This window comes from Amycolatopsis pretoriensis (genome assembly GCF_900107925.1).
Classification (GTDB): Bacteria; Actinomycetota; Actinomycetes; order Mycobacteriales; family Pseudonocardiaceae; genus Amycolatopsis; species Amycolatopsis pretoriensis.
The window spans coordinates 418,759-444,020 of record NZ_FNUJ01000006.1; the positions used below are offsets into that span (position 1 = coordinate 418,759).

The window sequence follows — 25,262 nt, forward strand, 5'->3', positions numbered from 1 at the left end:
GCTGCTCACTCCACCGCACACTCCGCGCGGCCACCCGTGCCGGACACACGGCACTGGTCGGCGGGAGCGTACTCGGTTCACCTGCGGCCGCGCTGCCCAGGCATCCACTGTCCGGGTGAACCGAACGAGCTTCCGACGCGGAGCGTGGCGAAGCGGTTCCCGTCCGTCCGAATCAGACGTGCAGGCTGGTGAACGGGGCGAACGGGAGGTTGCGAATGACGAACCAGACGACGAACACGACACCGACGGTCAGCGGGGTCCAGCGCCAGTGCAGCCAGCTGTTGACCCAGCGGCCGCGCAGCCGTCCGACGGTCCAGGCGATCGTGCTCCAGACGATGAGCAGGACGAAGACGAGCGATACGGCGTTGTAGTGCAGGGCCGCGGGGAGGTCGCCGTGCATCAGGCTGTAGGCCATCCGCATGCCACCGCAGCCGGGGCAGTCGATGCCGAGCAGCGCCTTCGTCGGGCAGATCGGGAGCCAGCCGCCGGGGGTGGTGGGGTCGCCGATCCAGACCGCCACGCAGCACGCGCCGAGCCCACCCACCACGGCCAGCGGCGCGCCGAGGGCGCGCATGGTGGCTTTGGCGCCGCGAGCCGGGTATCCCGTGTAGACGGTCGTCATGGCAGCAGCGCCCAGAAGGAGACGCCGACGAAGGCGAACATCACGAAGACGAACACCACGTAGAGCGCGATCAGCACGCCGGAGGAGATCGCCGACCACATCGCCCACTTGCGGGCTTCGTCGGCGGCCCGGTGCGCTTCGGCGTGGAAGCCTTGGAACCACAGGGAGTTGACCTGGCTCGCCTTCACGATGGAGACGATACCCAACGGCATGCAGCACATGACCGTCGACAGGATCGCCCAGACCATGTTGTTGTCCGGCGGCGGCCCGTAGCCGGGTCCCCAGCCGTAGGGCGGGTACTGCTGGTACACCGAATCGCCTCCTGCCGCCGAGCCTGCGTCAGTTCGACGCGGCGTCGTCGGTGAGCGTTCCGAAGAGCAGCACGATCGTCACGATCGCCGCGACCCACAGCACCGCGCCCGCGACGGCGGCGACGACCGCCCACCGCTTGGCGTCGCGGGCCGCCTCGTGCGCGGCCTCCGGGTCGCCCTGCGCCCAGAGCTTTTCGACCTTCGCGGCCTGGTAGATCGAGAGCGCGCCGAACGGCAGGCAGCACAGGATCGCGCTGACGATCCCCCAGACCAGGTGGCTCGCGGGCGGCGGCCCGGGGTTGTAGTCGGCCGGCGGCCGCGGCTTTTCGGTCACGTCAGAACCCGAGCCGACGCAGCTGGCGGGGGTCGCGCTGCCATTCCTTGGCCACCTTGACGTGCAGGTCGAGGTAGACCTTCGAGCCGAGCAGCGCCTCGATGTTCTTGCGCGCGGTGGCGCCGACCTCACGCAGCCGCTCGCCCTTGTGCCCGAGGATGATGCCCTTCTGGCTGGGCCGCTCCACGTACAGGAACGCGTGCACGTCGATGAGGTCGTCGCGGCCTTCGCGGGGCAGCATCTCCTCGACGGTGACGGCGATCGAGTGCGGCAGCTCGTCGCGGACGCCTTCCAGCGCGGCCTCGCGGATGAGCTCGCCGACCAGCGTCTGCTCCGGTTCGTCGGTGAGCTCGCCGCCCGGGTAGAGCTGCGGGCCTTCGGGGAGCTTGCCGACGAGCAGATCCGCGAGCGCGCCGACCTGGAAGCCGTCCACCGCGGACACCGGGATCAGCTCCGCGAACTCCATCACCTCCTGCAGGGCGAGCAGCTGCTCGGCGACCTGCTGGGGCTGGACGAGGTCGGTCTTGGTGACGACGCCGATGACCGGCGTGCGCTTGGCGATCTTCTGCAGCTCGGCGGCGATGAACTTGTCACCGGGGCCGATCTTTTCGTTGGCCGGCACGCAGAACCCCACGACGTCCACTTCGGACCACGTCGTGTGCACGATGTCGTTGAGCCGCTCGCCGAGCAGGGTGCGCGGGCGGTGCAGGCCGGGGGTGTCGATGAGGACGAGCTGGGCGTCCTCGCGCGAGACGATCCCGCGGATCGCGTGCCGCGTGGTCTGCGGCTTGCTCGAGGTGATCGCGACCTTGGTGCCGACGAGGGCGTTGGTGAGCGTCGACTTGCCCGCGTTGGGACGGCCGACGAAGCAGGCGAAGCCGGAACGGTGTTCGGTCATCGCTCGAGCACCTCGAGGACCGTGCCGTCCGGCGCGGCGAGGATGATCGGCGCGTACTTGGCGATGTCGCGCACGGCGTGCACGGACGCGCCCTTGAGCAGGCCTTCTTCGCTGACGACGGCGGCGGCTTCGATGCCTTCGGCGCCGCTGGAGAGCGCGGCGGCGACCGCGGCCTGCAGCGCGGTGAGCTTGAACGACGGCTGGTCGACCGTGCCCGCGGCGTAGGTGCGGCCGTCGGTGTCGCGGACCGCGGCGCCCTCGGGGGCCTGGATGCGGGCGCGCGACGACCGGGCGAGGACGACCAGTTTCTGGTCCTCCGCCTCGAGGTCAGGCATGTTCGACGCTCCTGTCGCGTTCGTCGGGGTGGGGCAGGCGCGTGCGGCGCCGGGTGGTGCGGTCGGCCGGGTCGGTCATCGCCTCGGCGTCGGCCGGGTGCACGACCACGGTGGTGATCCGCATGCGGCCGCGCCGGTCCTTGCCCCCTTCGGCGAACAGCCGAAGGCCGGCGACCTCGGCTTCGGCCCCCGGCAGCGGGACCCTACCCAGTCGTTCCGCGAGCAGCCCGCCCACGGTCTCCACGTCGTGGTCTTCGAGGTCGATGCCGAAGAGCTCGCCCAGGTCGTCGACGCTCATCCGGGACGAGACGCGGACGGCGCCGTCGGAGAGCTCCTCGACCTCGGGACGCTCGTCGGCGTCGGACTCGTCGGTGATTTCGCCGACGATCTCTTCGAGGACGTCCTCGATGGTGAGCAGGCCGGCGGTGCCGCCGTACTCGTCGACGGCGATCGCCATGTGGTTGTGCGAGCGCTGCATCTCCTTGAGGAGCTCGTCGAGCCGCTTCGAGTCTGGGACGAACGACGCTTCGTTCATCAGCGTGCTGACGATGGTGCTCGGGCCGTCCGGGTCCATGTACCCGGCCATGAGGTCCTTGATGTTGACGACGCCGACGATGTCGTCGACGGACTCGTCGATCACCGGGAGCCGCGTGAAGCCGGTGCGCAGCGCGAGGGCGAGGGCCTGGCGGACGGTCTTCGTGCGCTCGATCCAGACGATCTCGGTGCGCGGGACCATGACCTCGCGGGCGACGGTGTCGCCGAGCTCGAACACCGAGTGGATCATCTCGCGCTCGGAGTCCTCGACGACGCCGCGTTCCTGGGCGATGTCGACCAGCTCGCGCAGCTCGACCTCGGAGGTGAACGGGCCTTCGCGGAAGCCCTGGCCGGGGGTGATGGCGTTACCGATGAGGATGAGCAGCCGCGACAGCGGGCCGAGGACCGAGCCGAGGACGCGGACGGGCCCGGCGACGTACCGGCCGATGCGGTAGGGGTGCTGGCGGCCGAGGGTGCGGGGACCGACGCCGATAAGGACGTAGCTGACGACGACCATCACGACGGCGGCGACGAGCACGGCCACCCCGAGCGGCGCCAGCCGGGTGCCCACGAACACCGTGACGAGGACGGTGGCCGTGAGCTCGCAGCCGAGGCGCAGCAGGAGCAGCAGGTTGATGTGGCGGCGGCGTTCGGCGACGACGGCGGAGAGCTGGCGCGCGCCGGGCAGCCCGAGCCGGGCGAGGCCGTCGGCCCGGGCTTGCGACACGGTGCTGATGGCGGCGTCGGCCGCGGCGAACACGCCCGCGAGGAGCACGAGCGCGATCGCGAAGAGGAGCTGGGCCATCGCTGACGCCTAGGGCGTTTCCCCGGCGGGAGGTTCGGCGCCGGCGTCGAGCCCGGCGAAGCCGAGGACGCGGTCGTCGGAGCTGCGCTGGGCGTCCTGCTTCTGCAGCGCGGCGACGGCGTCCTGGTACTCGCCGAGGATCCGCTTCTGGAGCGCGAACATCTCGCGTTCCTCGGCGGGCTCGGCGTGGTCGTAGCCGAGCAGGTGCAGGCAGCCGTGCACGGTGAGCAGGTGCAGCTCGTCGATCAGGGCGTGGCCCGCGGTTTTGGCCTGGTCCTTGGCGAACGCCGGGCAGAGCACGATGTCCCCGAGCAGCGCCGGGGACGCGTCGGGCGCGTCGGGGCGGCGGCTGGAGTCGAGCTCGTCCATGGGGAAGGCCATGACGTCGGTGGGGCCGGGGAGGTCCATCCAGCGTTCGTGGAGGTCTTCCATGACGTCGAGGGTGACCAGCAGGATGGACAGCTCGGCGAGCGGGCTGACCTCCATCTTGTCGAGGGCGTAGCGGGCGGCCGAGACGATGGACGTCTCGTCGACGTCGACGCCGGACTCGTTGGCGATCTCGATGCTCACCGCCGGGTGCCCTTCCAGCCGTTGCCCTGCTGTTCTTGCGCGTCCTGCACGGCCTGCCACTTCTCGTAGGCGTCGACGATGTCGCCGACGAGCTTGTGCCGGACGACGTCCTGGCTGGTGAGTTCGGAGAAGTGGAGCCCGTCGACCGAGCCGAGGATGTCACGCACGACGCGCAGACCGCTGCGCTGCCCGTTGGGCAGGTCGACCTGGGTGATGTCGCCGGTGACGACGATCTTGGACCCGAAGCCGAGGCGGGTGAGGAACATCTTCATCTGCTCGGGCGTGGTGTTCTGGGCCTCGTCGAGGATGATGAAGGCGTCGTTGAGCGTGCGCCCACGCATGTAGGCCAGCGGCGCGATCTCGATGGTGCCGGCCTGCATGAGCCGCGGGATGGACTCGGGTTCGACCATGTCGTGCAGCGCGTCGTAGAGGGGCCGCAGGTAGGGGTCGATCTTCTCGTTGAGGGTGCCGGGCAGGTAGCCGAGGCGCTCGCCGGCTTCGACGGCGGGGCGGGTCAGCACGATGCGGGTGACCTGCTTGGCCTGCAACGCCTGGACGGCCTTCGCCATGGCCAGGTAGGTCTTGCCCGTGCCGGCGGGGCCGATGCCGAAGACGACGGTGTGCTTGTCGATGGCGTCGACGTAGCGCTTCTGGTTCAGCGTCTTGGGCCGGATGGTCTTGCCGCGGCGGGAGACGATGTTGAGGCTGAGGACCTCGGCGGGCGAGGCGTCCCCGGTGGAGAGCATGCCGATGGTGCGGCGGACGGTGTCCGGGCCGACCTGCTGGCCCCCGCCGGCGAGCTGCACGAGCTCGGCGAAGACGCGTTCGGCGAAGGCGACGTCGGCCGGGGTGCCGGTCAGGGTGACTTCGTTGCCGCGCACGTGCACGTCGGCGGCCAGGAGCTCCTCGGCGACCCGCAGGTTCTCGTCGCGGGAGCCGAGCAGGCTGAGGGCGGCGGCATCGGGAATGGGGAACCGGGACTGCGCAGCCTGAACGGAGGCATCCTCGGTCTTGGCGACGTCCCCGGGGACGTCGGGTCGGGCGGCACCACCCGGTACGGTTCCGGCCACGTGGCCTCAGGCCTGCTTTCTCGGTGAGGGAGAACGGACCCCACCGATGCTACTGGCACCCACCGACAGAACGCAGGCCGGTTTCCCTAGTCCTCCTGAGGAGCCCCGAAGAGGCCGAGAGGCTCCCCGCCGAGAACGTGGGCATGCACGTGGAAGACGGTCTGCCCGGCATCGGAGTCGGTGTTGAAGACGACGCGATACCCGCTCTCGAGGACGCCTTCGAGCTCGGCGACCTTCCTCGCGGTGAGCGCGACATCGGCCAGCAGCTGAGGATCCCCGGCGGCAAGCTCGCCCAGGTTCCGGTACCGCTTCTTGGGCACGACGAGGACGTGGACCTTCGCCTGCGGCCGAATATCCCGGAAGGCAAAGGTGGTGTCGTCCTGGTAGACGACATCAGCGGGGATCTCACCGGCAATGATCCGCTCGAAGAGAGTCTCGTCCTCACTCATGAGGAGAGACCCTACCGACAAACGGAAGACGCGCCACGAACAGGCACCGAGCGAAAGCCGCGGGGGGTCCGGGGGCGAAGCCCCCGGCTGGGGGTCTGGGGGTTTGACCCCCAGAAGACACAACGAACGCGAAGCGGCCAACGACCGAAGCGAAGCGAGGAAGGGGCCGCGGAGCGGTAGACCCTGGGGGTCGATCTACCGCCACCGCGGCGGCCGCCGGACCGAGGGGGGAGGTGCCCGGCGGAGCTTTGTAACTTCCCAGTGGCGCGCCACCCGGTTCGGACCGTGACGGTCCGGAACGGTGCGTGGTGCGTTAGTAAACGAGAGTAACGGGTCGGAGTGTGATCGCGCCATAACTGGGCGCAAAATCGGGGTTCTTTTTTCCGGTGATCTTTTCACCGCCACCGGGTGGTCAGGGCGCCGAGCGCGCCCAGTGCGACGGCCGCGGCGGTGGACGTGCGCAGGACGGTCGTCCCCAGGCGGACGGCCCGGGCGCCGGCTTCGCGCAACGTGGTGAGCTCCTCGTCGGTGATGCCGCCTTCGGGGCCCACGACGAGGAGGACGTCGCCGGTGTCGGGGAGTTCGAGATCGGCGAGGCGGTCCGGGACGTCGGATTCGAGCACGACGGCCAGGGACATCGTCGCCACCAGCCCGGCGAGCTCGCCGGTGGTCACGGCCTCGGTGACTTCCGGGACGTGGGCGCGGCGGGCTTGCTTGGCCGCGGAACGAGCGGTCGCACGCCAGCGGGCGAGGGCTTTCTCGCCGCGGCCGCCGTCTTCCCACTTGGCGACGCTGCGGGCGGCGCGCCAGGGGACGATCGCGTCGACGCCGGCCTCGGTGGCCAGCTCGACGGCGAGTTCGCCGCGGTCGCCCTTGGCGAGGGCCTGGGCGAGGACGACGCGCAGGGCGGGCGGGTCCTCGGTCCAGCTTTCCTCGACCGACAGCGTCAGCGCGGCGTCGCGGCCGGGCTGGACGGCTTCGACGACGCAGCGGGCCATTGCGCCCGCGCCGTCGGACAACACGAGCCGCTCCCCCGCGCGCAGGCGGCGGACGGTGGCCGCGTGCCGGGCTTCCTCGCCGTCGAGCACCGTGCGCCCGGAGGCGGGCACGGCGGAGGCGAGGAAGACCGGCAGGGTGGTGTCGGGCACGGGTCAGCGGTGGTTCTTGGCGCGCAGCTTGCCGAACAGGCCGCCGTGCTTGCTGCCGTTCGACGCGAGGGTCGGGGCTTCTTCGCCGCGCTGCTGGGCCAGCTCGACCAGCAGCTCGCGCTGGGCTTCGTCGAGCTTGGTCGGCACCTGGACGTCGATGTGGACGTGCAGGTCGCCGCGGCCGTCGACGCGGCCGGAGGACCGCAGCCGCGGCATGCCCTTGCCGGTGAGCACGAGCTCGGCGTTGGGCTGGGTGCCCGGTTCGATGTCGAGTTCGTAGTCGCCGTCGACCAGCGTCGAGATGGGCACCGTGGCGCCGAGGGCGGCGGTGGTCATCGGGATGCGGAAGTTGCAGTGCAGGTCGTGGCCCTGGCGGACGAAGACCTCGTGCGGGGTCTCGTCGATCTCGACGTAGAGGTCGCCGGCCGGGCCGCCGCCGGGGCCGACCTCGCCCTGGCCGGAGAGGCGGATGCGCATGCCGTCGCCGACGCCCGGCGGGATCTTGGCGGTGACGTTGCGGCGGGCGCGGATGCGGCCGTCGCCGCCGCACTGGCGGCAGGGGTCGGGGATGACCTCGCCGAAGCCGCGGCAGACCGGGCACGGGCGGGCCGTGACGACCTGGCCGAGGAACGACCGCTGGACGGACTGGACCTCGCCGGCGCCACCGCAGGTGTCGCACGTCTTGACCGAGGTGCCCTCGCTGGTGCCGGCGCCGCGGCAGAGGTCGCAGACGATCGCCGTGTCGACGGCGATCTCCTTGTCGACCCCGGTGGCGCACTCCTCGAGGGACAGACCGAGCCGGATCAGGGCGTCGGAGCCGGGCTGGACGCGGCTGCGGGGCCCGCGCCCGCGCCCGCCGCCCCCGCCGGCCGCGCCGAAGAAGGCGTCCATGATGTCGCCGAGGCCGCCGAAGCCGGCGAACGGGTCGCCACCGCCCCCACCGCGCGCGCCGCCGTCCATCGGGTCGCCGCCGAGGTCGACGATCTTGCGCTTCTGCGGGTCGGACAGCACCTCGTAGGCGGTCGTGACCTCGCCGAACTTGTGCTGCGCGTCTTCCGACGGGTTGACGTCGGGGTGCAGCTCCCTGGCCAGCTTCCGGTACGCGCGCTTGATGTCCTGATCGCTCGCGTTCTTCGCCACCCCGAGGATGCCGTAGTAGTCCCTCGCCACCGTCTTCGCTTCTCCTTCTGCTCTGCCCGGCTCAGCGGCCGTGCAGGATCTGCCCCACGTAGTTGGCGACCGCGCGCACCGCGGCGATCGTGCCGGGGTAGTCCATCCGGGTCGGGCCGACCACCCCCATGCCGCCGAGCACCATGTCCTGGCCGTAGCCGATCGACACGACCGAGGTGCTGCGCATCTGCTCGTCCTCATTTTCCTCACCGATGCGCACCGTGATCGCACCGGGGTTGCGCGCGGCGGCCAGCAGCTTGAGCACGACGACCTGTTCCTCGAGGGCTTCGAGGACCTGGCGCAGCGAACCCGGGAAGTCGGCGACGTTGCGCGTGAGGTTCGCGGTCCCGCCGAGGACCAGGCGTTCTTCGGGGTGCTCGGCCAGCGACTCGACGAGGACCGTGGTGACGCGGATGAGCGCGTCCCGCAGCTCGCCGGGCGCCTGGTCGGGCAGCTCGGCGACGCGCGCGGCGGCGTCGTTGAGCCGCCGGCCGGACATGGCGGTGTTGAGCACCGTCCGCAGCCGGGCGACGTCCTCTTCGGTGACGACGTCGCCGAGGTCGACCGTGCGCTGGTCGACGCGGCCGTTGTCGGTGATCAGCACCAGCATGAGCCGCGCCGGGGTGAGGGGCACCACTTCGAGGTGGCGCACCTTGGCGTTGGTCAGCATCGGGTACTGCACGACGGCGACCTGCCGGGTCAGCTGCGCGAGCAGCCGGACCGAGCGCTTGAGGACGTCGTCGAGGTCGGTACCGCTGTCGAGGAAGGTGGTGATCGCCTTGCGTTCGGCGGTGGAGAGCGGCTTGATCTCCGAGAGCCGGTCGACGAAGAGCCGGTAGCCCTTGTCGGTGGGCACGCGGCCGGCACTGGTGTGCGGCTGGGTGATGTAGCCCTCTTCCTCGAGGGTGGCCATGTCGTTGCGCACGGTGGCACTGGATACCCCGAGGTTGTGCCGCTCGACGATCGCCTTGGACCCGACGGGCTCCTGGTTGGAGACGTAGTCGGCGACGATCGCGCGCAGCACGTCGAAGCGGCGTTCATCCGCGTTGGCCACCGTTTCCTCACCTACCTCGCTCGCTGCTCACCTTGAGTTTACGGAAGCCTGAGCCGGTCGTGCTCAACCCGGGCCGTCCCGGCCGGGTAAAGGGCACACAAACGAATTCCCATGCGCGGTTCTCGAAATGAATTCCCGGCTTGAGACGGGAACCGAAAAGCGGTTTGCTGCCTCTGATCCGCATGCCCTTCCCCGACTTCCGAGGTCGCCGTGAACCGAATTGAACCCGCTTCGGCCGGAATGCCCGAAATCGCCCGGCGCGCGGCCGAGGCGAAAGCGCGGCTCGAGCGCGTCTCGGCGACCGCCTCGAGCCCCGACGGAGCCGTCACGGTCACCGTCAACACCGCCGGTGCGCTGCAGGAACTCACGTTCGGCCCGCGCGCGGACGAGATCCCCCGCGCCCGGCTCGCTCAAGTCGTCCTCGCTGCCGCGAAACGTGCTCAGCTCGACGCCGCGCAGCAGCTGACCGCGATCATGACGCCGGTGATCGGGGCCGGCAGCGACGCCATGGAATTCCTCCGGGAACAAATTCCGGCACCGTCGGCGGCCGAACCGAAACCGCCCGCCGACGACGACTTCGGCGGCCCGATCCTGCGCCGGGAGCGGTGATGGCGATGAAGGTCGACTTCGACGTCCTCGGCGGCCACGAGGACGAGATCCGCGAGATCGCCGGCAAGGTGCAGGAGGCGGTCGACGCCGCCGGCAGCGCCCAAGCGCTCGACTTCGACGCCTTCGGGCTGGTCGGGCAGGTGTTCGCGGTGCCGATCCAGGCCTGGGTGGACAGCGCCGACGGCTTCCTGAACGCGGCCGTCGAGGCCGGCCACGACGTCGCCGACCGCGTCAAGACCGCGCACACGGCGTTCCGCGACCACGAAGAAAAGACGAAGTGCCTGATCGAGGGCATCGGCAAGGAGCTGCCGGCATGACGGAGAACGCACTGGTCGCGACGGCCGAGTCGCCGGGCGGCTTCTGGAGCGGCATGGGCGACGGCTCGAAGGGCGAGCTGGACAACGTCAACGCCCAGACCGGCGGCGCGGGCATCTTCAGCGACGCCGCGTCGACGCTCACCGACGCCCGAAACGGCGACTGGGGCAACCTCGCGATGGACGTCGGCACCGACGCCCTCGACCTGCTCGGCGCGGCGATGGACCCCCTCGGCACCCTCGCGAGCGCCGGGGTCGGCTGGCTGATCGAGCACATCAGCTTCCTCAAGGACGGCCTCGACAAGCTCGCCGGCAAGCCCGAGGCCGTCACCGCGAAGGCCGTGACCTGGACGAACATCGCCAAGTCGCTCACCGAGACGGCCGAGAGCTACGAGCGGCAGGCGGCGAAGGTCGGGCAGTCGTTCAGCGATTGCGGCTCCGCCGAGGCGTACCAGCGGACGGCGGAGAGCTACGTGAGCGTCCTGCGCGGCGCCGCTTCGCACGCCGGGGACGCGTCGACGGCGATGAACGTCGGCGCCGCGCTGGTCGGCACCGAGCGCGGGCTGATCCGCGACATGATCTCGTCGTTCGTGGGCGAGCTGATCGTCAAGGCCGTGGCCGCGCTGGCGGCGTCGTGGTGCACCTTCGGGGGAACGGTCGCGGCGTTCATCGCGGACACGGTCATCGAAGGCGGGGTGCTCGCGGAGAAGATCAGCACGCGCATCGCGAAGGTCGTCGAGAAGCTGGAGAGCCTGGCGAAGGGCGCGGGCAAGTCGAAGGCGGCCCTGGAAGGTGCGGCGAACGCGCTGAAGAAGGTGGGCAAGGGCGTCGACAAGCTCGTGGACAAGAGCGTCGACGCGGCCGCGGGCATCGAGCGGAAGGCCAACGAGCTGAAGCAGGCGGGCAAGGAAGCGAAGTCCGCCGAAGAGACGGCGAAGGGCTGGAGCGACGCCGCCGAGTCACATGTCCCCGGCCGCGAAAAGGTCGAAGGCCTAGGCGACAAGTACTCGGAGGACGGCCGCAGCGCGCTCAAGCCGGCGGAGTGGCAGAAGGCCGGCGGCTATCCGGGGTGGAGCACCGCGGACACCGTCGGTGTCGTGACCGAGGGCCGCCGTCAGGAGAACGAACAGATCGACCGTTACCACGAAGGCCGGGAGGCCTACGAGAAGGAACACCCCGAAGGCGAGGCCGAGTGATCGAGCAGGCCGAGGTGGAGCCGGCCAACCGCCACGGCCGGCTCCACCCCTCGCAACGGGGAAAACTGCTCGACCTCAACTTCTGGGTCGCGGCCGTCCTGGTCGTCGCCGGCCTCGTGGTGGCGGTGCTGCTCGCCGCCGTGGCGGAGACCGCTGCCGAAGTCCTCGGCACCCTCGTCCCGATCCTGGCGATCACCGCCTGGTTCGCGTTCGTCTGCTGGCGCCGGCTGGCGGACGTGTGGAGCGGTCAGCTGGTCGCGACCACGGGCTGGACCCACGACTTCGGCAGGCAACGGCCCGGCGGCGACCACCCGATCGCGCTCTCCACCCGGCTCAGCCAGGGCTACAACGAGCACTACTACCTGACAACGGGCGGCCGGACCTACCCGCTGGAGCGCGAGCTCCGCGAGCGGATCCGGCCGGACCGGGTCAACACGGTGCTGATCGCACCGCGGTCGAAGGTGCTGATCAACGTCCTGCCGGCCTAGACCGCCTTGCTCAGGGCGTCGAACTCGGCGTCGGTCAGCTCGATGTCCGCGGCGGCGACGTTGTCCTCGAGGTGCGCGACCGACGACGTCCCCGGGATCGGCAGCACGACCGGCGACCGCTTGAGCAGCCAGGCCAGCGCGAGCTGCGACGGCGAGGCGTTGTGCTCCTTGGCGAGCGCGGTCAGCGGGCTGTCGGCGCCGGCCAGAGCGCCGGTGGCCAGCGGGAACCACGGGATGAAGGCGATCCCGTGCTCGGTGGCGTGCTCCAGCAGCGGCTCGGCGTCGCGCTTGGCGAGGTTGAAGAGGTTCTGCACGGACACGATCTCGGCGGTCTTCTGCGCCTCGACGAGGTCGCCGACGCTGACCTCGGACAGCCCGATGTGCCGGATCTTGCCTTCGCCCTGCAGCTTCTTCAGCTCACCGACCTGCTCGGCGACCGGCACCTTCGGGTCGATGCGGTGCAGCTGCAGCAGATCGATCCGGTCGACGCCGAGGTTGCGCAGGCTCAGCTCGACCTGCTGGCGCAGGTACTCGGGCCGCCCGACCGGGATCCACTGGTTCGGTCCCTGCCGGGTGAAGCCGGCCTTGGTCGCGATGACCAGGTCGTCGGCGTAGGGGTGCAGGGCTTTCTTGATGAGCAGGTCGGCGACGAACGGGCCGTACGCGTCGGCCGTGTCGATCAGGGTGACGCCCAGCTCGACCGCGCGCCGCAGCACCCGCACGGCTTCGTCCGGGTGCTTCGGGTCGCCCCACACACCAGGCCCGGTGAGCTGCATGGCGCCGTACCCGAGCCGGGTGACCGGGAGGTCGCCGCCGATGGTGAAGGTGCCGGAGTTCTTCGCGCTCATTCCTCTTCCTAACGTCGTCCGCGGGTCCCCAGGTGCCAACCCGGCGGACCCGCGGACGATTCCCCGGCTTAGGAATTGCGCGGGAAGCCCAGGTTCACACCCGCGTGCGATCGGTCCGGCCACCGCGAGGTGACCACCTTCGTCCGCGTGAAGAAGTGGAACCCTTCCGGCCCGTACGCGTGGCTGTCCCCGAACAGCGAGTCCTTCCAGCCCCCGAACGAGTAGTACCCCACCGGCACCGGGATCGGGACGTTCACCCCGACCATCCCGACCTCGACCTCGTTCTGGAACCGCCGCGCCGAGGACCCGTCACCGGTGAAGATCGCCACGCCGTTGCCGTACGGGTTCGCGTTGATCAGCTCCAGCGCGTCGTCGTACGACGCCGTCCGCGCGACCGACAGCACCGGGCCGAAGATCTCGTCGGTGTAGATCGACATGTCCGTGCGGACGTGGTCGAACAGCGTCGGGCCGAGCCAGAAACCGTCGCCGGACACCTCGATCCCCCGGCCGTCCACGACCAGCGACGCGCCTTCGGAAACCCCGGCGTCCACATAGGACGCGACGCGCGCGTGGTGCGCCTTGGTGACCAGCGGACCCATCTCCGACGAGGGGTCGCGGCCGTCGCCGACCTTCAACCTCGACATCCGCTCGGTGATCTTCTCCACGAGCGCGTCGCCGACCGGGTCGACCGCGACGACCACCGACACCGCCATGCAGCGCTCCCCCGCCGAGCCGAACCCGGCCGACACCGCGGCGTCCGCGGCCAGGTCGAGGTCGGCATCCGGCAGGACGACCATGTGGTTCTTCGCGCCGCCGAGCGCCTGGACGCGCTTGCCGTGCGCGGTCCCGGTTTCGTAGACATAGCGCGCGATCGGCGTCGACCCGACGAACGAGATCGCCTTGACGTCGGAGTGCGTCAGCAGCCCGTCCACGGCCACCTTGTCGCCGTGCAGCACGTTCAGCGCGCCCGCGGGCAGCCCGGCCTCGGCGAACAGCTCGGCGATGAACACCGCGGCCGACGGGTCTTTCTCGCTCGGCTTGAGCACGACGGTGTTCCCGCAGGCCAGCGCGTTCGGGACGAACCACAGCGGCACCATGGCCGGGAAGTTGAACGGCGAGATCACGCCGACCACGCCGAGCGGCTGCGCGATCGAGTAGACGTCGACGCCGGTGGACGCGTTCTCGCTGAACCCGCCCTTGAGCAGCTGCGCCGCGCCGCAGGCGAACTCGACGTTCTCGATCGCCCGCGCGACCTCGCCCGCCGCGTCGGACTCGACCTTGCCGTGCTCGCTCGTAACGATCTTCGCCAGCTCGTGCTTGCGCGCCGAGAGCAGCTCGCGGAAGGCGAACAGCACCCGCGTCCGGCCGGCCAGCGACGTCCCGCGCCAGCCCGGCAGCGCCGCCTTGGCCGCGGCGACGGCGGCTTCGACCTCGGTGTCGCCCGCGAAGTCGACGTGCGCCCGCACCTGCCCGGTGGCGGGGTCGAACACTTCGCCCGAGCGGTCGGCGGTCCCGGTGAACGGCTTGCCGTCGATCCAGTGGCTGATGCGGTCGGTCACGGCGCGCGCTCCTTCGGTCGGGGACATCAACCAGAGTCTCCGGGCGGTCGCCACGCCAACGCCATCGACAACGTGTACGGACTCACCGTCCCGGCCGTACAGTCTGTGCCTGCCGATCAGACCCGAGGAGCCATGTACCCGACCGTCGCCGAGGTGCTCGCGCTGCCGGTGCTGCGCCAGGGCCGTCCGCACGTCGTCGCCGGCACGGCCGGGCTCGACGCGCCGGTGCGCTGGGCGCACGTCGCCGAAGTCGCCGACATCGCGCACCTGCTGCGCGGCGGCGAGCTCGTGCTGACGACCGGCGTCGCGCTGCCCGACGACGGCCCGGCGCTCGCCCGCTACGTCGCCGACCTGGCCGGGGTCGGCGCCGCCGGCCTGGTGATCGAGCTGGTCCGGCACTGGAGCGACAAACTGCCCGCCGCGCTGGTCGAGGCGGCCGAGAAGCACGGCCTGCCGCTGGTGACGCTCTCGCGCGAGACGCGGTACGTGAGCGTCACCGAAGCGGTCAACGGCCAGATCGTCGACGCCCAGGTCGCCGAGCTGCGCGCCGCCGAGCGCGTCCACGAGACGTTCACCGCGCTGACGGTCGCGGGCGCCGAACCCGGCGTCGTCCTGGGGGAAGTCGCGCGGCTGACCGAGCAGCCGGTGGTGCTGGAGACGCTGTCGCACGAGGTCCTCGCGTACGACGCCGCCGGCACCGACCCGGGCGAGCTGCTCACCGGCTGGCCGTCCCGGTCGCGGGTGGTGCAGCTCGGCGAGAGGACCGGCTACCACCCCGGTTCGGGCTGGCTGGTGACCGTCGTGGGCGCGCGCGGGCACGACTGGGGACGGCTCGTGGTCGTCTGCGCCGACCCGCCGCCGCACCGCCACCGCGTGGTCGCCGAGCGGGCCGCGTCCGCGCTGGCCGTGCACCGGCTGGTCGCCAAGGACTCCGACGGCCTGGAGCGCCAGGCCCACCGCGCGGTGCTCAACGAGCTGCTCGCGTCACCGGCGCCGTCGGCGGAGCTGCTGGCGCGGGCCTCGGCGCTGGCCGTGCCGCTGACCGGGCGGCAGCTGGTCGGGCTGGCGGTCCGGCCGCGGCTGGCCGGCACCCGGCCCGCGCTGTCGACGCCGCCGGTGCTGCGCGAACTGGCCGAGGCGACGGTGCTGGCGGCGCGCCGCGCGAAGGTGTCGGCGCTGGTGGCGACCGACGAGCTGGGCGTGCGGGCGCTGATCGCGTTGTCGCCGGAGGCCAACGCCGACACCGTGCTGCACCGGCTGGCGACCGACGTCCACGAGGCTCGGGCCAGTGCGCCGGGCGTGCTGGCGGTCGGCACCACGGTGCTTTCGCCGGCCGAAGCGGGCCGGACGCTCCTGGAAGCCGGTCAGGTCGCGGCAGCCGCGCTGGGGACCGGGTCGGAGCGGGTGCTGCACCGGCTGTCCGACGTGCGGTTGCGCGGCCTGCTGCACCTGCTGTCGGACGACGAGCGCGTGACGGCGTTCGCGGCGCGCGAGCTCGGGCCGCTGATCCAGCGCGACGTGGCGTCGGGCAGCCGGCTCGTCCAGGCGCTGCGGCACTACTGCCAGCAGGGCGGCAACAAGTCGGCGGCGGCCGCGGCGGCGCACACCTCCCGGACGGCGTACTACCAGCAGCTCGCCCGGATCGAGCAGGTCCTGGGTGTCCGGCTGGAGGACCCGGAGTCGATGCTTTCGCTCTACGTCGCTTTGCTGGCGTGGGACCTCACTCGGTCGAGCGAAGAAGACTCACCCGGACGTGGAGCACAGTGATCGACCCCGGGCTGCCGATGGAACCGATATGGCCCTACTCCCCTTCGCAGCCTGCTTGATGAGCTTGAGCTGCCTCGCACCCGCGCAACCGCCGGCGTCGACGCTGCAGCTCACGACCCACGACACGGCCAACCGGATCGGCTCGGTGGTCCTGACGTGCGAACCGGCGGGCGGCACCCATCCCAAGCACGACAAGGCATGCGCGGTGTTGCAGAGTGCCGGCGGAGACTTTTCGCGCATCCAGTCGCGCCACCAGATGTGCACGCTGATCTACGCCCCGGTCGACGTGACGGCGGTCGGCACGTGGCGCGGAAAGCCGGTGTCGTACCGGATGACGTACGCGAACCGGTGTGAAGCGGACCGGGATTCGGACGACGTCTTCGCGTTCTGACGCGCGTCCGCTACAGGAAACGGCCGGTCGCCCGACTGGGCACAGCCTGCGCGTGGGCAGGCTGTGCCCATGTCACCACCATTCGCCACGCCTTGGGCCCGCGCATTGGGCTTCGGCATGAAGAGCGCCCGACTGGCCCGCGACCTCAAGGTCCGCGAACTCGGCCGGTTGACCGAGATGTTGCCGCAGAACATTTCCAACTGGGAGAGCGGCAAGCGGGTGCCGAAGCTCGAAGAGCTGGCCACGATCCTCGGCGTACTGCGAGTCGGTCCTGACGAACGAGCACGGCTCTTCAACTTGGCTCGCTACGCCAACGATCCCAACTGGCTCAACCAGGCCGACCTCGACGGTCCTACGCTGCTGACCACCTACGTCAGCTACGAGCGATCAGCCGTCGGCATGGTCGATTGGAGTCCCGGTCTTGTCCCCGGCATGCTGCAGACTCCCGCGTACACAAGAGCCATCTTCGCCGCCACCGCCCATCCGAAGTCCCATGTCGAGAACGTGGTGATGGTCAGGCTCGCCCGACGCGAGCTGCTGACGGGCCAGAACCCCCTGCCGTGCCGGGTGCTGCTCGGCGAAGCCGTGCTTCACCAGAACATCGGCGGCCCGGCCGTGATGGCCGAGCAGCTCCGCTACCTGCGCTCGCGCATGCAGTTGCACAACCTCTCGGTGCGGATCGTGCCGAACGCCATCGGCTACCACCCGGGCCTGTACGGACCGTTCATCATCTTCGACTACGCGGACCTGCCACCCATCGTTTACCTGGAGCACTATCGCGGCAGCGGCTACCTCTACGACGAACCAAACGTGGCCGACTACCGGAAGGCCATCGAAACACTGGCTTCCCTTGCCCTGAGCGAACCGGACTCCGCGCACCTCATCGATGCCGTCATCGTCGAACTCGAGACCTGAATCGCGCTGTCGCAAATCTGCTACAGCAAGGTCTTCGCACCCGCCCACTCTGCGTTACCACCCGAAAGCAGCAACCTTCGACTGGGCGCGCGGAAGCCGCCGGGGCGCCCCCACGACGGCCCGGTGGCTTCCGCGCATTGCTTTTAACTACGCACCGCGTGCGCCGGTGGTTCAGCAGGTGCCCAGCGTCACTTCGCGGGCGCTCGCGCGGCTGAGGTTCCACGCCGGCCAGCCGTCCGGGGTGTCGCCGGCCAGGACCTCGCGCAGCACGCACGTCCGCAGGGGTTCCGGCAGCCGGGCCGACACCACCGGGACCACGTCGGTCGAGAACCCCGCCAGGTACCGGTGGTCCAGGGGCTTGCCGGCGGCGGCGCGGTCGAGGTTGGCGTCGGCGATCAGCCGTTCGGGGTCGAGAACAGCCAGCACCAGCAGCGCCGCGGCCGCGGTGCCGATCGCCGCGCGGGGCAGCCACGTCGAGCGGAGCTTGACCAGCGACGCGCCCACCAGCACGAACACCGCGCCGAACCACAGTTCGCAGACCTCGACGAGCAGCCGCAGGACCGTGAACCCGTACGCCTCCTGGTACGTCCACATGCGACTCAACGCCGACCCGACGAGCACCAGGCTGAGCGCGCTGAGCGCCCCGAGCAGGACGCGCTGCCGGAGCCGGTCGGCCTTCGTGACGTTCGGCGCCCACCGCAGCGCCGCGGCGACGATCGCCAGGGTCAGCACGGTGACGGCGCACAGCTGCCAGAAGCCGCCGCGCGCGTATTCGGCGGACGTCAGGTTGCTCGTGCGCAGGACGTACTCGGTGCCCCCGAACAGCACGACCAGCCGGACGCCGACGAAAACGCTGAACAGCACGACGAGAACGACGAGCGGGACCGTCCACTCCAGACCGTATTTGGTCCTTTGTGGATTCTCGGTGCCGGCGCGATGCGCTGGAGCGGCGAGGAAGTAGCAGGCCCCGGCGACGAGCAACGCGGCGACGACGAAGACGCAGCACCACCGCACGAGAACGTCGAAGCTGAGATCGGGAACGACAGCGCTGACAACGGCGGCAAAAGCGGCATCGGCACTGGCGAGCAGCGGAACGAAGACGGCGACGAGCACAGCGGCGGCGAGCACGGCGAGGGCGATCCGCCGGGCGACGCCGTCGCGCCGGGAGGCGAACCGTCCGACGCCGCGGCCGGCCCACGGAACGGCTTTCAGGGCTTCGAGCGGGACGGCGAGCATGTCGTAGAAGACGGAGTTGACGGTCCGCTTCCCCACGACGGCCAGCGACCCGGCAACGGCGGCGCCGAGCACGCAGAGGACGAACAGCCACCCGGACGCCCGCACGGTCCCCATCCCGAGCAGCGCGAGGGCGAGAAAGGCCCAGCCCGCACTGCCCCAGGTGAAGGAGCCGGGGCCGCCCCGAGACCGCCGATCGGCAACGAAGACAGCGGCGGCAACGGCCAGTCCGGCGAGCAGCCACCCGACCCCGGGCCGATCGACGGGCAGGACGAGGGCGGCGCAGACCCCGGCAAGACCGGCGGCGGGGAGAACGGCGGGAGGCAGCGGAACAACGGCGGATTTCGGCGGCGGCAGCTGCCGAAGGAGGACGGGAGGGCCGGCAACGGCCACGCCACCACCCGATGCGGCCGCAGATGGGCCGACTCCGGTCACCCGCGCGGCCCGGTCGCCCCCGCGACCACCGCCGGCCACCCGCGAACCATCAGCCACCCGCGCAGCCTGCTCGCCCCCGCCAACACTTCCAGCCGCCCACGAACCATCAGCCACCCGCGCAGCCCGGTCGCCCCCGCGACCACCTCCGGCCACCCGCGCGGCCAGACCACCTCCTCGATCGCCTCCAGTCGCTCGCGAGGTCCGGTCGCCACCGCGATCACCTCCCGCCGGCCGCTTACCCCGCGGCACGCGCTTTTTTTCGCCCGGCTCACCGATCTTGCTCTTCGGCATCGTCCTCAACTCTCGTTCACATTCGCAAATAGGCACGACCGATTCCGGGAGGGTCGCCAATGACGCATTCGGGACCTCCCACGCCGCGAATGAGTCATTCGCGGCAACACCAACCGGCGAACACCCGCCGCGTCCAACGTCCCGAATGACTCATTCAGGTCCCCAGAGGTCCCGAATGACTCATTCAAGACACCCCGGCACCCACGGGAAGCTCATGAACGACCCGTTCATGCCGCCTGGCGACATGAACGACCCGTTCATGCCATCGAGTCGGACCTACCCGGTCGGCAAGGTCACCCGGATCCGGCTCCCAGCCCCCACAGCCTCAATAGTCCCGCCGTGCAACTCCACAGCCCACCGGGCAATCGCCAACCCCAACCCGGTCCCCCCACCAGAAGAGCGCTCCCCCCGCGTGAACCGCTCGAAAACCCGCACCCGATCGGCCGGCGCGATCCCTGGCCCCTCGTCACAAACGTCGATGCGCACCTCGCCCGGCCGGACCTCCGCGAACACCTCGACCGACCCACCCGCCGGCCCGTGGCGGGCCGCGTTCTCCAGCAGGTTCGCCACCACCTGGAACAGCCGTCCCCGGTCGGCGACGACCGAAGCGTCCGGCGGGGAAACCGAGACCGAATAAGTCACCCCGCGCACCAAAGCCGCCTCCGAGACGGCCGAGGAAAGCAACGAAGAAAGCGCGAAACAAGTCTTGTGCAACGGGATCGCCCCCGCGTCGAGCCGCGACAGGTCCAGCAGCTCGTCCACCAAAGTCGCCAAGCGCTCGGTCTGCTGCAGCGCCGTTTTCAACGTCGCGGGATCGGCGTCTTCGACCCCGTCGACCAGGTTCTCCAGCACCCCGCTCAACGCCGTGATCGGCGTCCGCAGCTCGTGGGACACGTTCGCGATCAGCTCGCGCCGCTGCCGGTCCGCGTCTCCGAGGTCCCCCGCCATCTGGTTGAACGCCGACGCCAGCGAGCCCACCTCGTCCCGCGTGGTCGCGCGGATCCGGCGCGTGTAGTCGCCCTTCGCCATCGCGCGCGCCGCCGCCGTCATCTCCCTCAGCGGCCGCGTCATGCCGTGGGCCAGCACCTGCGACAACACCAGCGCCAGCACCATCGCCGTGATCGTCGTCTTCGGCGGCAGCCAGCCGATCTGCCAGTTGAAGAACGCGAACGCGACGCCGCCGGAGGCGACCATCAGGATCGCCAGCTTCAGCTTGATCGACCGGATCCGGTCCAGTGGCCGCGGCACGAAGTTCACGATCCCGCCTCCAACGCGTAGCCGACGCCGTGCACGGTCCGGATCAGGTCCGCCCCGAGCTTCCGCCGCAGCGCCTTGATGTGGCTGTCCACCGCGCGGGTGCCCGCCGACGTGCCGTGGACGTCCCAGTCCCACACCTCCGACAGCAGCCGTTCGCGCGGCTGCACCACCCGCGGCCGCCGCGCGAAGTGCACCAGCAGGTCGAACTCGATCGGCGTCAGCTGCGCCGCGACGCCCGCCCGGGCGACGCGCCGCTGGTCGACGTCGATCTCGAGGTCGCCCAGCACGATCCGCGTGCCCGCCACCGACGACGAACGTTCGACCCGCCGCAGCAGCGCGTGCACCCGCGCGGTGAGCACCCGCATCGAAAACGGCTTCGTGAGGTAGTCGTCGGCGCCGACGCCCAGCCCGACCAGCATGTCCGTCTCGTCGGCGCGCGCGGTCAGCATCAGCACCGGCACCGGACGGCGGCCCTGGATCCGGCGGCAGACCTCCAGGCCGTCGAACCCCGGCAGCATCACGTCCAGCACCACCAGGTCCGGCTCCCCGGACGCGTCGGCCGAGACCGCCGCCGGCCCGTCGTGGGCGACGTCCACGGTGAAGCCCTCGGCCCGCAGCCGGGCCGCGATCGACGCGGCGATCGTGACGTCGTCCTCGACGACGAGCACCTTCCGCCCACCCAGTTCCATGGCCACGACCCTATGCACCCCCGGTGGAGACGGTTCGCGCGAAGTGTGAAGATCCTGTGGAGACGTTTCACCCGCTTTGCCGGTTCGTTTCACCCGGATGTGTGACGCAGGTCATGCACCCGGAAGCCCGTTCGCGCAATCGACAGACTGCACTCCTGATCAGCGAAGAGTGAACAGACTGCCGTTGCCCCGGCGCTGACCAGGCGCGCAGGATGCCGCAATGGCGCCGACACCCGCAGACCAGCGCGTGCACGACGACGGCCGGGTCGAGCTCGACCCCGCCGACGTCAGGTCTCTCGAAGGCAGCCGGTTCTTCAACGAGGAGCTGGCCCCCGTCCCGGTCGAAAAGCGGACCTGGACCACCTACAACTACTTCGCGCTCTGGATGGGGATGGCCCACAACATCCCCAGCTACGCCCTGGCCGCGTCGCTGATCGCGCTCGGCATGAACTGGGTGCAGGCGCTGATCACCATCACGATCGGCAACCTGATCGTGCTGGCCCCGATGCTGCTCAACAGCCACGCCGGCACGAAGTACGGCATCCCGTTCCCGGTGTTCGCCCGCGCGTTCTACGGCCTGCGCGGCGCCAACCTGGCCGCGCTGCTGCGCGCGTTCATCGCGTGCGGCTGGTTCGGCATCCAGACGTGGGTCGGCGGCGAGGCCATCTACGTCATCCTCGGGCGCCTGCTCGGCTCGTGGTGGCGCGACGCGCCGGAGATCGCCGGGCAGCACTGGACGCTCTGGCTGTCCTTCGTGGTCTTCTGGATCGGGCAAATGCTCATCATCTGGCGCGGCATGGAGGCGGTCCGCCGGTTCGAGAACTGGACGGCGCCGCTGGTGTCCGTCGGCTTCCTGATCATGCTCGGGTACGTGCTGGTCAAGGCGGGCGGGCTCGGCCCGATCCTGTCCGACGGCGGCAAGCTCGGCTGGGGCCCGGACTTCTGGAAGGTGTTCGCGCCGGCGCTGATGGCGATGATCGCGTTCTGGTCGACGCTGTCGCTGAACATGCCGGACTTCACGCGCTTCGGCGGCAGCCAGCGCAAGCAGGTCCGCGGCCAGATCCTCGGCCTGCCGACGACGATGACGTTCATCGCGATCGTGGCCATCCTGACGACGTCGGGCGGGCACGTGCTCTACGGCGAGGACATCTGGGACCCGGCGCAGCTGGCCGACAAGTTCGCCAGCCCGGTCGTGGTCGTCGTCGCGCTGGTCGCGCTGGTGCTGGCGACGATCTCGGCGAACCTCGCGGCCAACGTCGTCAGCCCGTCCTACGACTTCTCGAACGCGTTCCCGAAGCGGATCACGTTCGCGGTCGGCGGCGGGATCACCGGCGTCATCGGCATCCTGATCCAGCCGTGGCGGCTGTACTCCGACCCGAACATCTACATCTTCGCCTGGCTCGGCTTCTACGGCGGCCTGCTCGGCGCGGTCGCCGGGGTGCTCGTCGCCGGCTACTGGGTGATCGCCCGCACGAAGCTGCGCCTGAAGGACCTCTACACACCCGATGGGGTGTATTGGTTCAGCGGTGGCTGGAACTGGCGTGCGCTGGTCGCGACGCTGGTGGGAGCCCTACTAGCAGTAGGAGGCGCCTACAGTGCCGCCAATACTGGTCCGTTCCCCGCGGACGGGTTGATCCCGTTCCTCAAGCCCCTTTACGACTACAACTGGGTGGTCGGCTTCGTCGGCGCGTTCGTCGTCTTCGCCGCCCTGTCCGTGTCCGCAACGCAGAAGGAGGAGTTCAGTGAGCGTCGTCCGAGCCGGATTGATCCAGCAGCGGTGGACGGGTGACAAGGAGTCCATGATCAAGGCGGCGATCGACCACATCGCCACCGCCGCCTCGCAGGGCGCCCAGGTCGTCTGCCTGCAGGAACTGTTCTACGGACCGTACTTCTGCCAGGTGCAGGACACCGACTACTACTCCTACACCGAAGGCATCCCGGACGGCCCGACGACCAAGCTCATGCAGGAGGTGGCCGAGCGCCACGGCGTGGTGCTGGTCGTGCCGATGTACGAGGTCGAGCAGCCCGGCGTGTACTACAACACCGCCGCGGTGATCGACGCCGACGGCACGTACCTCGGCAAGCACCGCAAGAACCACATCCCGCAGGTCAAGGGCTTCTGGGAGAAGTTCTACTTCCGCCCCGGCAACATGGGCTACCCGGTGTTCGACACCGCTGTGGGCCGCATCGGCGTCTACATCTGCTACGAGCGGCACTTCCCCGAGGGCTGGCGCGCGCTGGGCCTGGCCGGGGCGAAGATCGTGTTCAACCCGTCGGCGACCAGCCGCGGGCTGTCGCAGTACCTGTGGCGGCTGGAGCAGCCGGCGGCCGCGGTGGCGAACGAGTACTTCGTCGGCGCGATCAACCGCGTCGGCAAGGAACCGCTGGGCGACAACGACTTCTACGGCCAGACGTACTTCGCCGACCCGCGCGGGCAGCTGATCGGCGACGCCGCGTCCGACACCGACGACGAGGTCGTCGTGCGCGACCTCGACATGGCGCAGCTCGACGAGGTCCGGGACCTGTGGGCGTTCTACCGCGACCGCCGCCCCGACACCTACGGCCCCCTCACGGAGGCCTGATGACCACGCTCATCACGGGCGGGCAGGTCGTTTCGCCGTCGGGTGCTTTCGTGGCGGACGTCCTCGTCGACGGCGAGACCATCGCCGCCGTCGGGGCGCCCGGCACGCTGTCCGGCGACGAGACGATCGACGCCGGCGGCAAGTACGTGCTACCCGGCGGCATCGACGCGCACACGCACATGGAGATGCCGTTCGGCGGCACCCATTCGGTGGACACGTTCTCGACCGGGACCACGGCGGCGGCGTGGGGCGGCACGACGACGATCATCGACTTCGCCGTGCAGGCCAAGGGGACGTCGTTGCTGTCCACTTTGGACAAGTGGCACGCGAAGGCCGACGGCAACTGCGCGATCGACTACGGCTTCCACATGATCGTCTCCGACGTCAACGACCAGTCGTTGAAGGAGATGGAAGCCTGCGTCGACGCCGGGGTCGGCAGCTTCAAGATGTTCATGGCGTACCCGGGGGTGTTCTACTCCACGGACGGGGAAATCCTGCTCGCGATGCAGAAAGCGCGCGAAATCGGCGCTACGATCATGATGCATGCGGAGAACGGCATCGCGATCGACCAGCTGGCGGCGCAAGCTGTGGCGGCCGGGAACACCGACCCGGTGCAGCACGGGCTGACGCGGCCACCGGAACTGGAAGGGGAGGCAACATCACGAGCGATCCAGCTCGCGAAGGTCACCGGCTCGCCGTTGTACATCGTGCACCTGTCGGCGTCGCAAGCACTCGCGGCGGTGGCAGAGGCGCGTAACGACGGTCAGAACGTCTTCGCGGAGACGTGCCCGCAGTACCTGTACCTGTCCATTGAGGACTTGGCGAAGCCGGACTTCGAGGGCGCGAAGTACGTCGCTTCGCCGCCGCTGCGGGAGAAGTCGCACCAGGCCGACCTGTGGCGCGGGCTGCGGACGAACGACCTGTCCGTGGTGTCCACCGATCACTGCCCCTTCTGCTTCAAGGACCAGAAGGAGCTGGGGCGTGGCGACTTCCGGGCCATCCCGAACGGGATGCCGGGTGTCGAGCACCGGATGGACCTGCTGCACCAGGGCGTCGTCGCGGGCGAGCTGACGCTCGGCCGCTGGGTCGAGACGTGCTCGGCGACGCCGGCGCGGATGTTCGGACTGTACCCCCGCAAGGGCGTCATCGCGGCGGGATCCGACGCGGACATCGTGATCTACGATCCGGCGGCTTCGCAGACGCTGTCGGCGTCGACGCACCACATGAACGTGGACTACTCGGCGTACGAGGGGTTCGAGCTGACCGGCCGGGTGCACACGGTGCTGTCGCGTGGGCGCGTTGTCGTGTCGCCGGACGGGTTCACCGGGTCGACGTCGCACGGCAAGTTCCTGTCCCGCTCGCTGAACCAGTACCTGAACTAGGAGCGC

Annotated in this window: 28 protein-coding genes; 10 read left to right on the forward strand and 18 right to left on the reverse strand. The window is 70.2% G+C overall.

What is annotated here, in order from left to right; all coding sequences use genetic code 11:
• Positions 1–172: 172 nt before the first annotated feature.
• The 12 genes from BLV96_RS28100 to hrcA all read right to left on the reverse strand — a co-directional run bounded on the left by BLV96_RS28100 (position 173) and on the right by hrcA (position 9,300).
• The gene (locus BLV96_RS28100) at positions 173–622 is read right to left on the reverse strand and encodes a DUF2752 domain-containing protein (RefSeq protein ID WP_086679055.1); all 450 of its coding nucleotides are present in this window, start codon (positions 620–622) and stop codon (positions 173–175) included.
• Complete coding sequence (locus tag BLV96_RS28105; RefSeq protein WP_244180524.1) at positions 619–933, reverse strand: CD225/dispanin family protein; 315 nt, start codon at positions 931–933, stop codon at positions 619–621. The genes BLV96_RS28100 and BLV96_RS28105 overlap by 4 nt, the downstream gene beginning before the upstream one ends.
• Before the next feature lie 28 nt (positions 934–961).
• A complete protein-coding gene (locus tag BLV96_RS28110; protein ID WP_086679056.1) occupies positions 962–1,267 on the reverse strand; it encodes a CD225/dispanin family protein in 306 nt (101 codons plus the stop codon).
• A 1-nt stretch (position 1,268) separates the two neighbouring features.
• Complete coding sequence (gene era / locus BLV96_RS28115; protein ID WP_086679057.1) at positions 1,269–2,165, reverse strand: GTPase Era; 897 nt, start codon at positions 2,163–2,165, stop codon at positions 1,269–1,271.
• On the reverse strand, positions 2,162–2,500 hold the full coding sequence (locus BLV96_RS28120) for a cytidine deaminase (protein WP_086679058.1): 339 nt from the start codon (positions 2,498–2,500) through the stop codon (positions 2,162–2,164). The genes era and BLV96_RS28120 overlap by 4 nt, the downstream gene beginning before the upstream one ends.
• On the reverse strand, positions 2,493–3,839 hold the full coding sequence (locus BLV96_RS28125; protein WP_086679059.1) for a hemolysin family protein: 1,347 nt from the start codon (positions 3,837–3,839) through the stop codon (positions 2,493–2,495). Before BLV96_RS28125 ends, BLV96_RS28120 begins: the two co-directional genes overlap by 8 nt.
• Before the next feature lie 9 nt (positions 3,840–3,848).
• Positions 3,849–4,409 carry an rRNA maturation RNase YbeY gene (ybeY, locus tag BLV96_RS28130; RefSeq protein ID WP_086679060.1) on the reverse strand — a complete coding sequence of 187 codons (561 nt, stop codon included), beginning with the start codon at positions 4,407–4,409 and terminating at the stop codon, positions 3,849–3,851.
• Positions 4,406–5,479, reverse strand: coding sequence for a PhoH family protein (locus BLV96_RS28135; protein WP_086679061.1), 1,074 nt, complete (start codon positions 5,477–5,479; stop codon positions 4,406–4,408). Before BLV96_RS28135 ends, ybeY begins: the two co-directional genes overlap by 4 nt.
• Before the next feature lie 86 nt (positions 5,480–5,565).
• Complete coding sequence (locus BLV96_RS28140) at positions 5,566–5,928, reverse strand: histidine triad nucleotide-binding protein (RefSeq protein WP_086679062.1); 363 nt, start codon at positions 5,926–5,928, stop codon at positions 5,566–5,568.
• Positions 5,929–6,323: 395 nt separating this feature from the next.
• Positions 6,324–7,076, reverse strand: coding sequence for a 16S rRNA (uracil(1498)-N(3))-methyltransferase (locus BLV96_RS28145; protein ID WP_086679063.1), 753 nt, complete (start codon positions 7,074–7,076; stop codon positions 6,324–6,326).
• Positions 7,077–7,079: 3 nt separating this feature from the next.
• On the reverse strand, positions 7,080–8,246 hold the full coding sequence (gene dnaJ / locus BLV96_RS28150; RefSeq protein ID WP_086679064.1) for a molecular chaperone DnaJ: 1,167 nt from the start codon (positions 8,244–8,246) through the stop codon (positions 7,080–7,082).
• Between the two features lie 31 nt (positions 8,247–8,277).
• Positions 8,278–9,300: a heat-inducible transcriptional repressor HrcA gene (gene hrcA, locus BLV96_RS28155; protein WP_086679065.1), complete on the reverse strand. Its 1,023-nt coding sequence runs from the start codon at positions 9,298–9,300 to the stop codon at positions 8,278–8,280.
• A 240-nt stretch (positions 9,301–9,540) separates the two neighbouring features.
• On the opposite strand from hrcA, the gene BLV96_RS28160 reads away from it, so the two are divergent.
• From BLV96_RS28160 to BLV96_RS28175, 4 genes are read left to right on the forward strand one after another with little or no spacing between them, the layout of a single operon-like run.
• Positions 9,541–9,909, forward strand: coding sequence for a YbaB/EbfC family nucleoid-associated protein (locus tag BLV96_RS28160; RefSeq protein WP_208608338.1), 369 nt, complete (start codon positions 9,541–9,543; stop codon positions 9,907–9,909).
• On the forward strand, positions 9,909–10,226 hold the full coding sequence (locus BLV96_RS28165) for a type VII secretion target (protein ID WP_086679067.1): 318 nt from the start codon (positions 9,909–9,911) through the stop codon (positions 10,224–10,226). Before BLV96_RS28160 ends, BLV96_RS28165 begins: the two co-directional genes overlap by 1 nt.
• A complete protein-coding gene (locus BLV96_RS28170) occupies positions 10,223–11,419 on the forward strand; it encodes a hypothetical protein (RefSeq protein WP_086679068.1) in 1,197 nt (398 codons plus the stop codon). Before BLV96_RS28165 ends, BLV96_RS28170 begins: the two co-directional genes overlap by 4 nt.
• The gene (locus BLV96_RS28175) at positions 11,416–11,907 is read left to right on the forward strand and encodes a hypothetical protein (RefSeq protein WP_086679069.1); all 492 of its coding nucleotides are present in this window, start codon (positions 11,416–11,418) and stop codon (positions 11,905–11,907) included. The genes BLV96_RS28170 and BLV96_RS28175 overlap by 4 nt, the downstream gene beginning before the upstream one ends.
• On the opposite strand, the gene BLV96_RS28180 is transcribed toward BLV96_RS28175, so the two are convergent.
• Both BLV96_RS28180 and BLV96_RS28185 read right to left on the reverse strand, forming a co-directional pair.
• Complete coding sequence (locus tag BLV96_RS28180; RefSeq protein ID WP_086679070.1) at positions 11,904–12,755, reverse strand: aldo/keto reductase; 852 nt, start codon at positions 12,753–12,755, stop codon at positions 11,904–11,906. The two genes, BLV96_RS28175 and BLV96_RS28180, sit on opposite strands and share 4 nt — an antisense overlap.
• A gap of 68 nt (positions 12,756–12,823) precedes the next feature.
• Positions 12,824–14,314: a CoA-acylating methylmalonate-semialdehyde dehydrogenase gene (locus BLV96_RS28185; RefSeq protein WP_167379754.1), complete on the reverse strand. Its 1,491-nt coding sequence runs from the start codon at positions 14,312–14,314 to the stop codon at positions 12,824–12,826.
• Between the two features lie 132 nt (positions 14,315–14,446).
• Between BLV96_RS28185 and BLV96_RS28190 the strand changes: the two genes are divergently transcribed.
• The 3 genes from BLV96_RS28190 to BLV96_RS28200 all read left to right on the forward strand — a co-directional run bounded on the left by BLV96_RS28190 (position 14,447) and on the right by BLV96_RS28200 (position 17,387).
• Positions 14,447–16,081, forward strand: coding sequence for a PucR family transcriptional regulator (locus BLV96_RS28190; protein ID WP_086679072.1), 1,635 nt, complete (start codon positions 14,447–14,449; stop codon positions 16,079–16,081).
• Between the two features lie 58 nt (positions 16,082–16,139).
• On the forward strand, positions 16,140–16,472 hold the full coding sequence (locus tag BLV96_RS28195; protein WP_167379755.1) for an SSI family serine proteinase inhibitor: 333 nt from the start codon (positions 16,140–16,142) through the stop codon (positions 16,470–16,472).
• A 69-nt stretch (positions 16,473–16,541) separates the two neighbouring features.
• Positions 16,542–17,387 (forward strand): helix-turn-helix domain-containing protein, encoded by an 846-nt coding sequence (locus BLV96_RS28200; protein ID WP_086679074.1) that lies wholly within the window; start codon positions 16,542–16,544, stop codon positions 17,385–17,387.
• Between the two features lie 171 nt (positions 17,388–17,558).
• Here the strand turns inward: BLV96_RS28200 and BLV96_RS28205 are convergent, their stop codons facing one another.
• The 4 genes from BLV96_RS28205 to BLV96_RS28220 all read right to left on the reverse strand — a co-directional run bounded on the left by BLV96_RS28205 (position 17,559) and on the right by BLV96_RS28220 (position 21,271).
• Positions 17,559–19,055: a DUF4153 domain-containing protein gene (locus BLV96_RS28205; protein ID WP_086679088.1), complete on the reverse strand. Its 1,497-nt coding sequence runs from the start codon at positions 19,053–19,055 to the stop codon at positions 17,559–17,561.
• The gene (locus tag BLV96_RS28210) at positions 19,052–19,267 is read right to left on the reverse strand and encodes a hypothetical protein (protein ID WP_143051032.1); all 216 of its coding nucleotides are present in this window, start codon (positions 19,265–19,267) and stop codon (positions 19,052–19,054) included. The genes BLV96_RS28205 and BLV96_RS28210 overlap by 4 nt, the downstream gene beginning before the upstream one ends.
• Positions 19,268–19,622: 355 nt before the next feature.
• Complete coding sequence (locus tag BLV96_RS28215; protein WP_086679076.1) at positions 19,623–20,603, reverse strand: HAMP domain-containing sensor histidine kinase; 981 nt, start codon at positions 20,601–20,603, stop codon at positions 19,623–19,625.
• The gene (locus BLV96_RS28220; RefSeq protein ID WP_211293425.1) at positions 20,600–21,271 is read right to left on the reverse strand and encodes a response regulator transcription factor; all 672 of its coding nucleotides are present in this window, start codon (positions 21,269–21,271) and stop codon (positions 20,600–20,602) included. The genes BLV96_RS28215 and BLV96_RS28220 overlap by 4 nt, the downstream gene beginning before the upstream one ends.
• A 241-nt stretch (positions 21,272–21,512) precedes the next feature.
• Between BLV96_RS28220 and BLV96_RS28225 the strand changes: the two genes are divergently transcribed.
• The 3 genes from BLV96_RS28225 to hydA are packed head-to-tail and all read left to right on the forward strand — an operon-like array spanning position 21,513 to position 25,256.
• Positions 21,513–23,081, forward strand: coding sequence for an NCS1 family nucleobase:cation symporter-1 (locus BLV96_RS28225; protein WP_086679078.1), 1,569 nt, complete (start codon positions 21,513–21,515; stop codon positions 23,079–23,081).
• Positions 23,082–23,091: 10 nt separating this feature from the next.
• Complete coding sequence (locus BLV96_RS28230; protein WP_244180563.1) at positions 23,092–23,874, forward strand: nitrilase-related carbon-nitrogen hydrolase; 783 nt, start codon at positions 23,092–23,094, stop codon at positions 23,872–23,874.
• Positions 23,874–25,256: a dihydropyrimidinase gene (gene hydA / locus BLV96_RS28235; RefSeq protein WP_086679080.1), complete on the forward strand. Its 1,383-nt coding sequence runs from the start codon at positions 23,874–23,876 to the stop codon at positions 25,254–25,256. The genes BLV96_RS28230 and hydA overlap by 1 nt, the downstream gene beginning before the upstream one ends.
• The last annotated feature ends 6 nt before the right edge of the window (positions 25,257–25,262 follow it).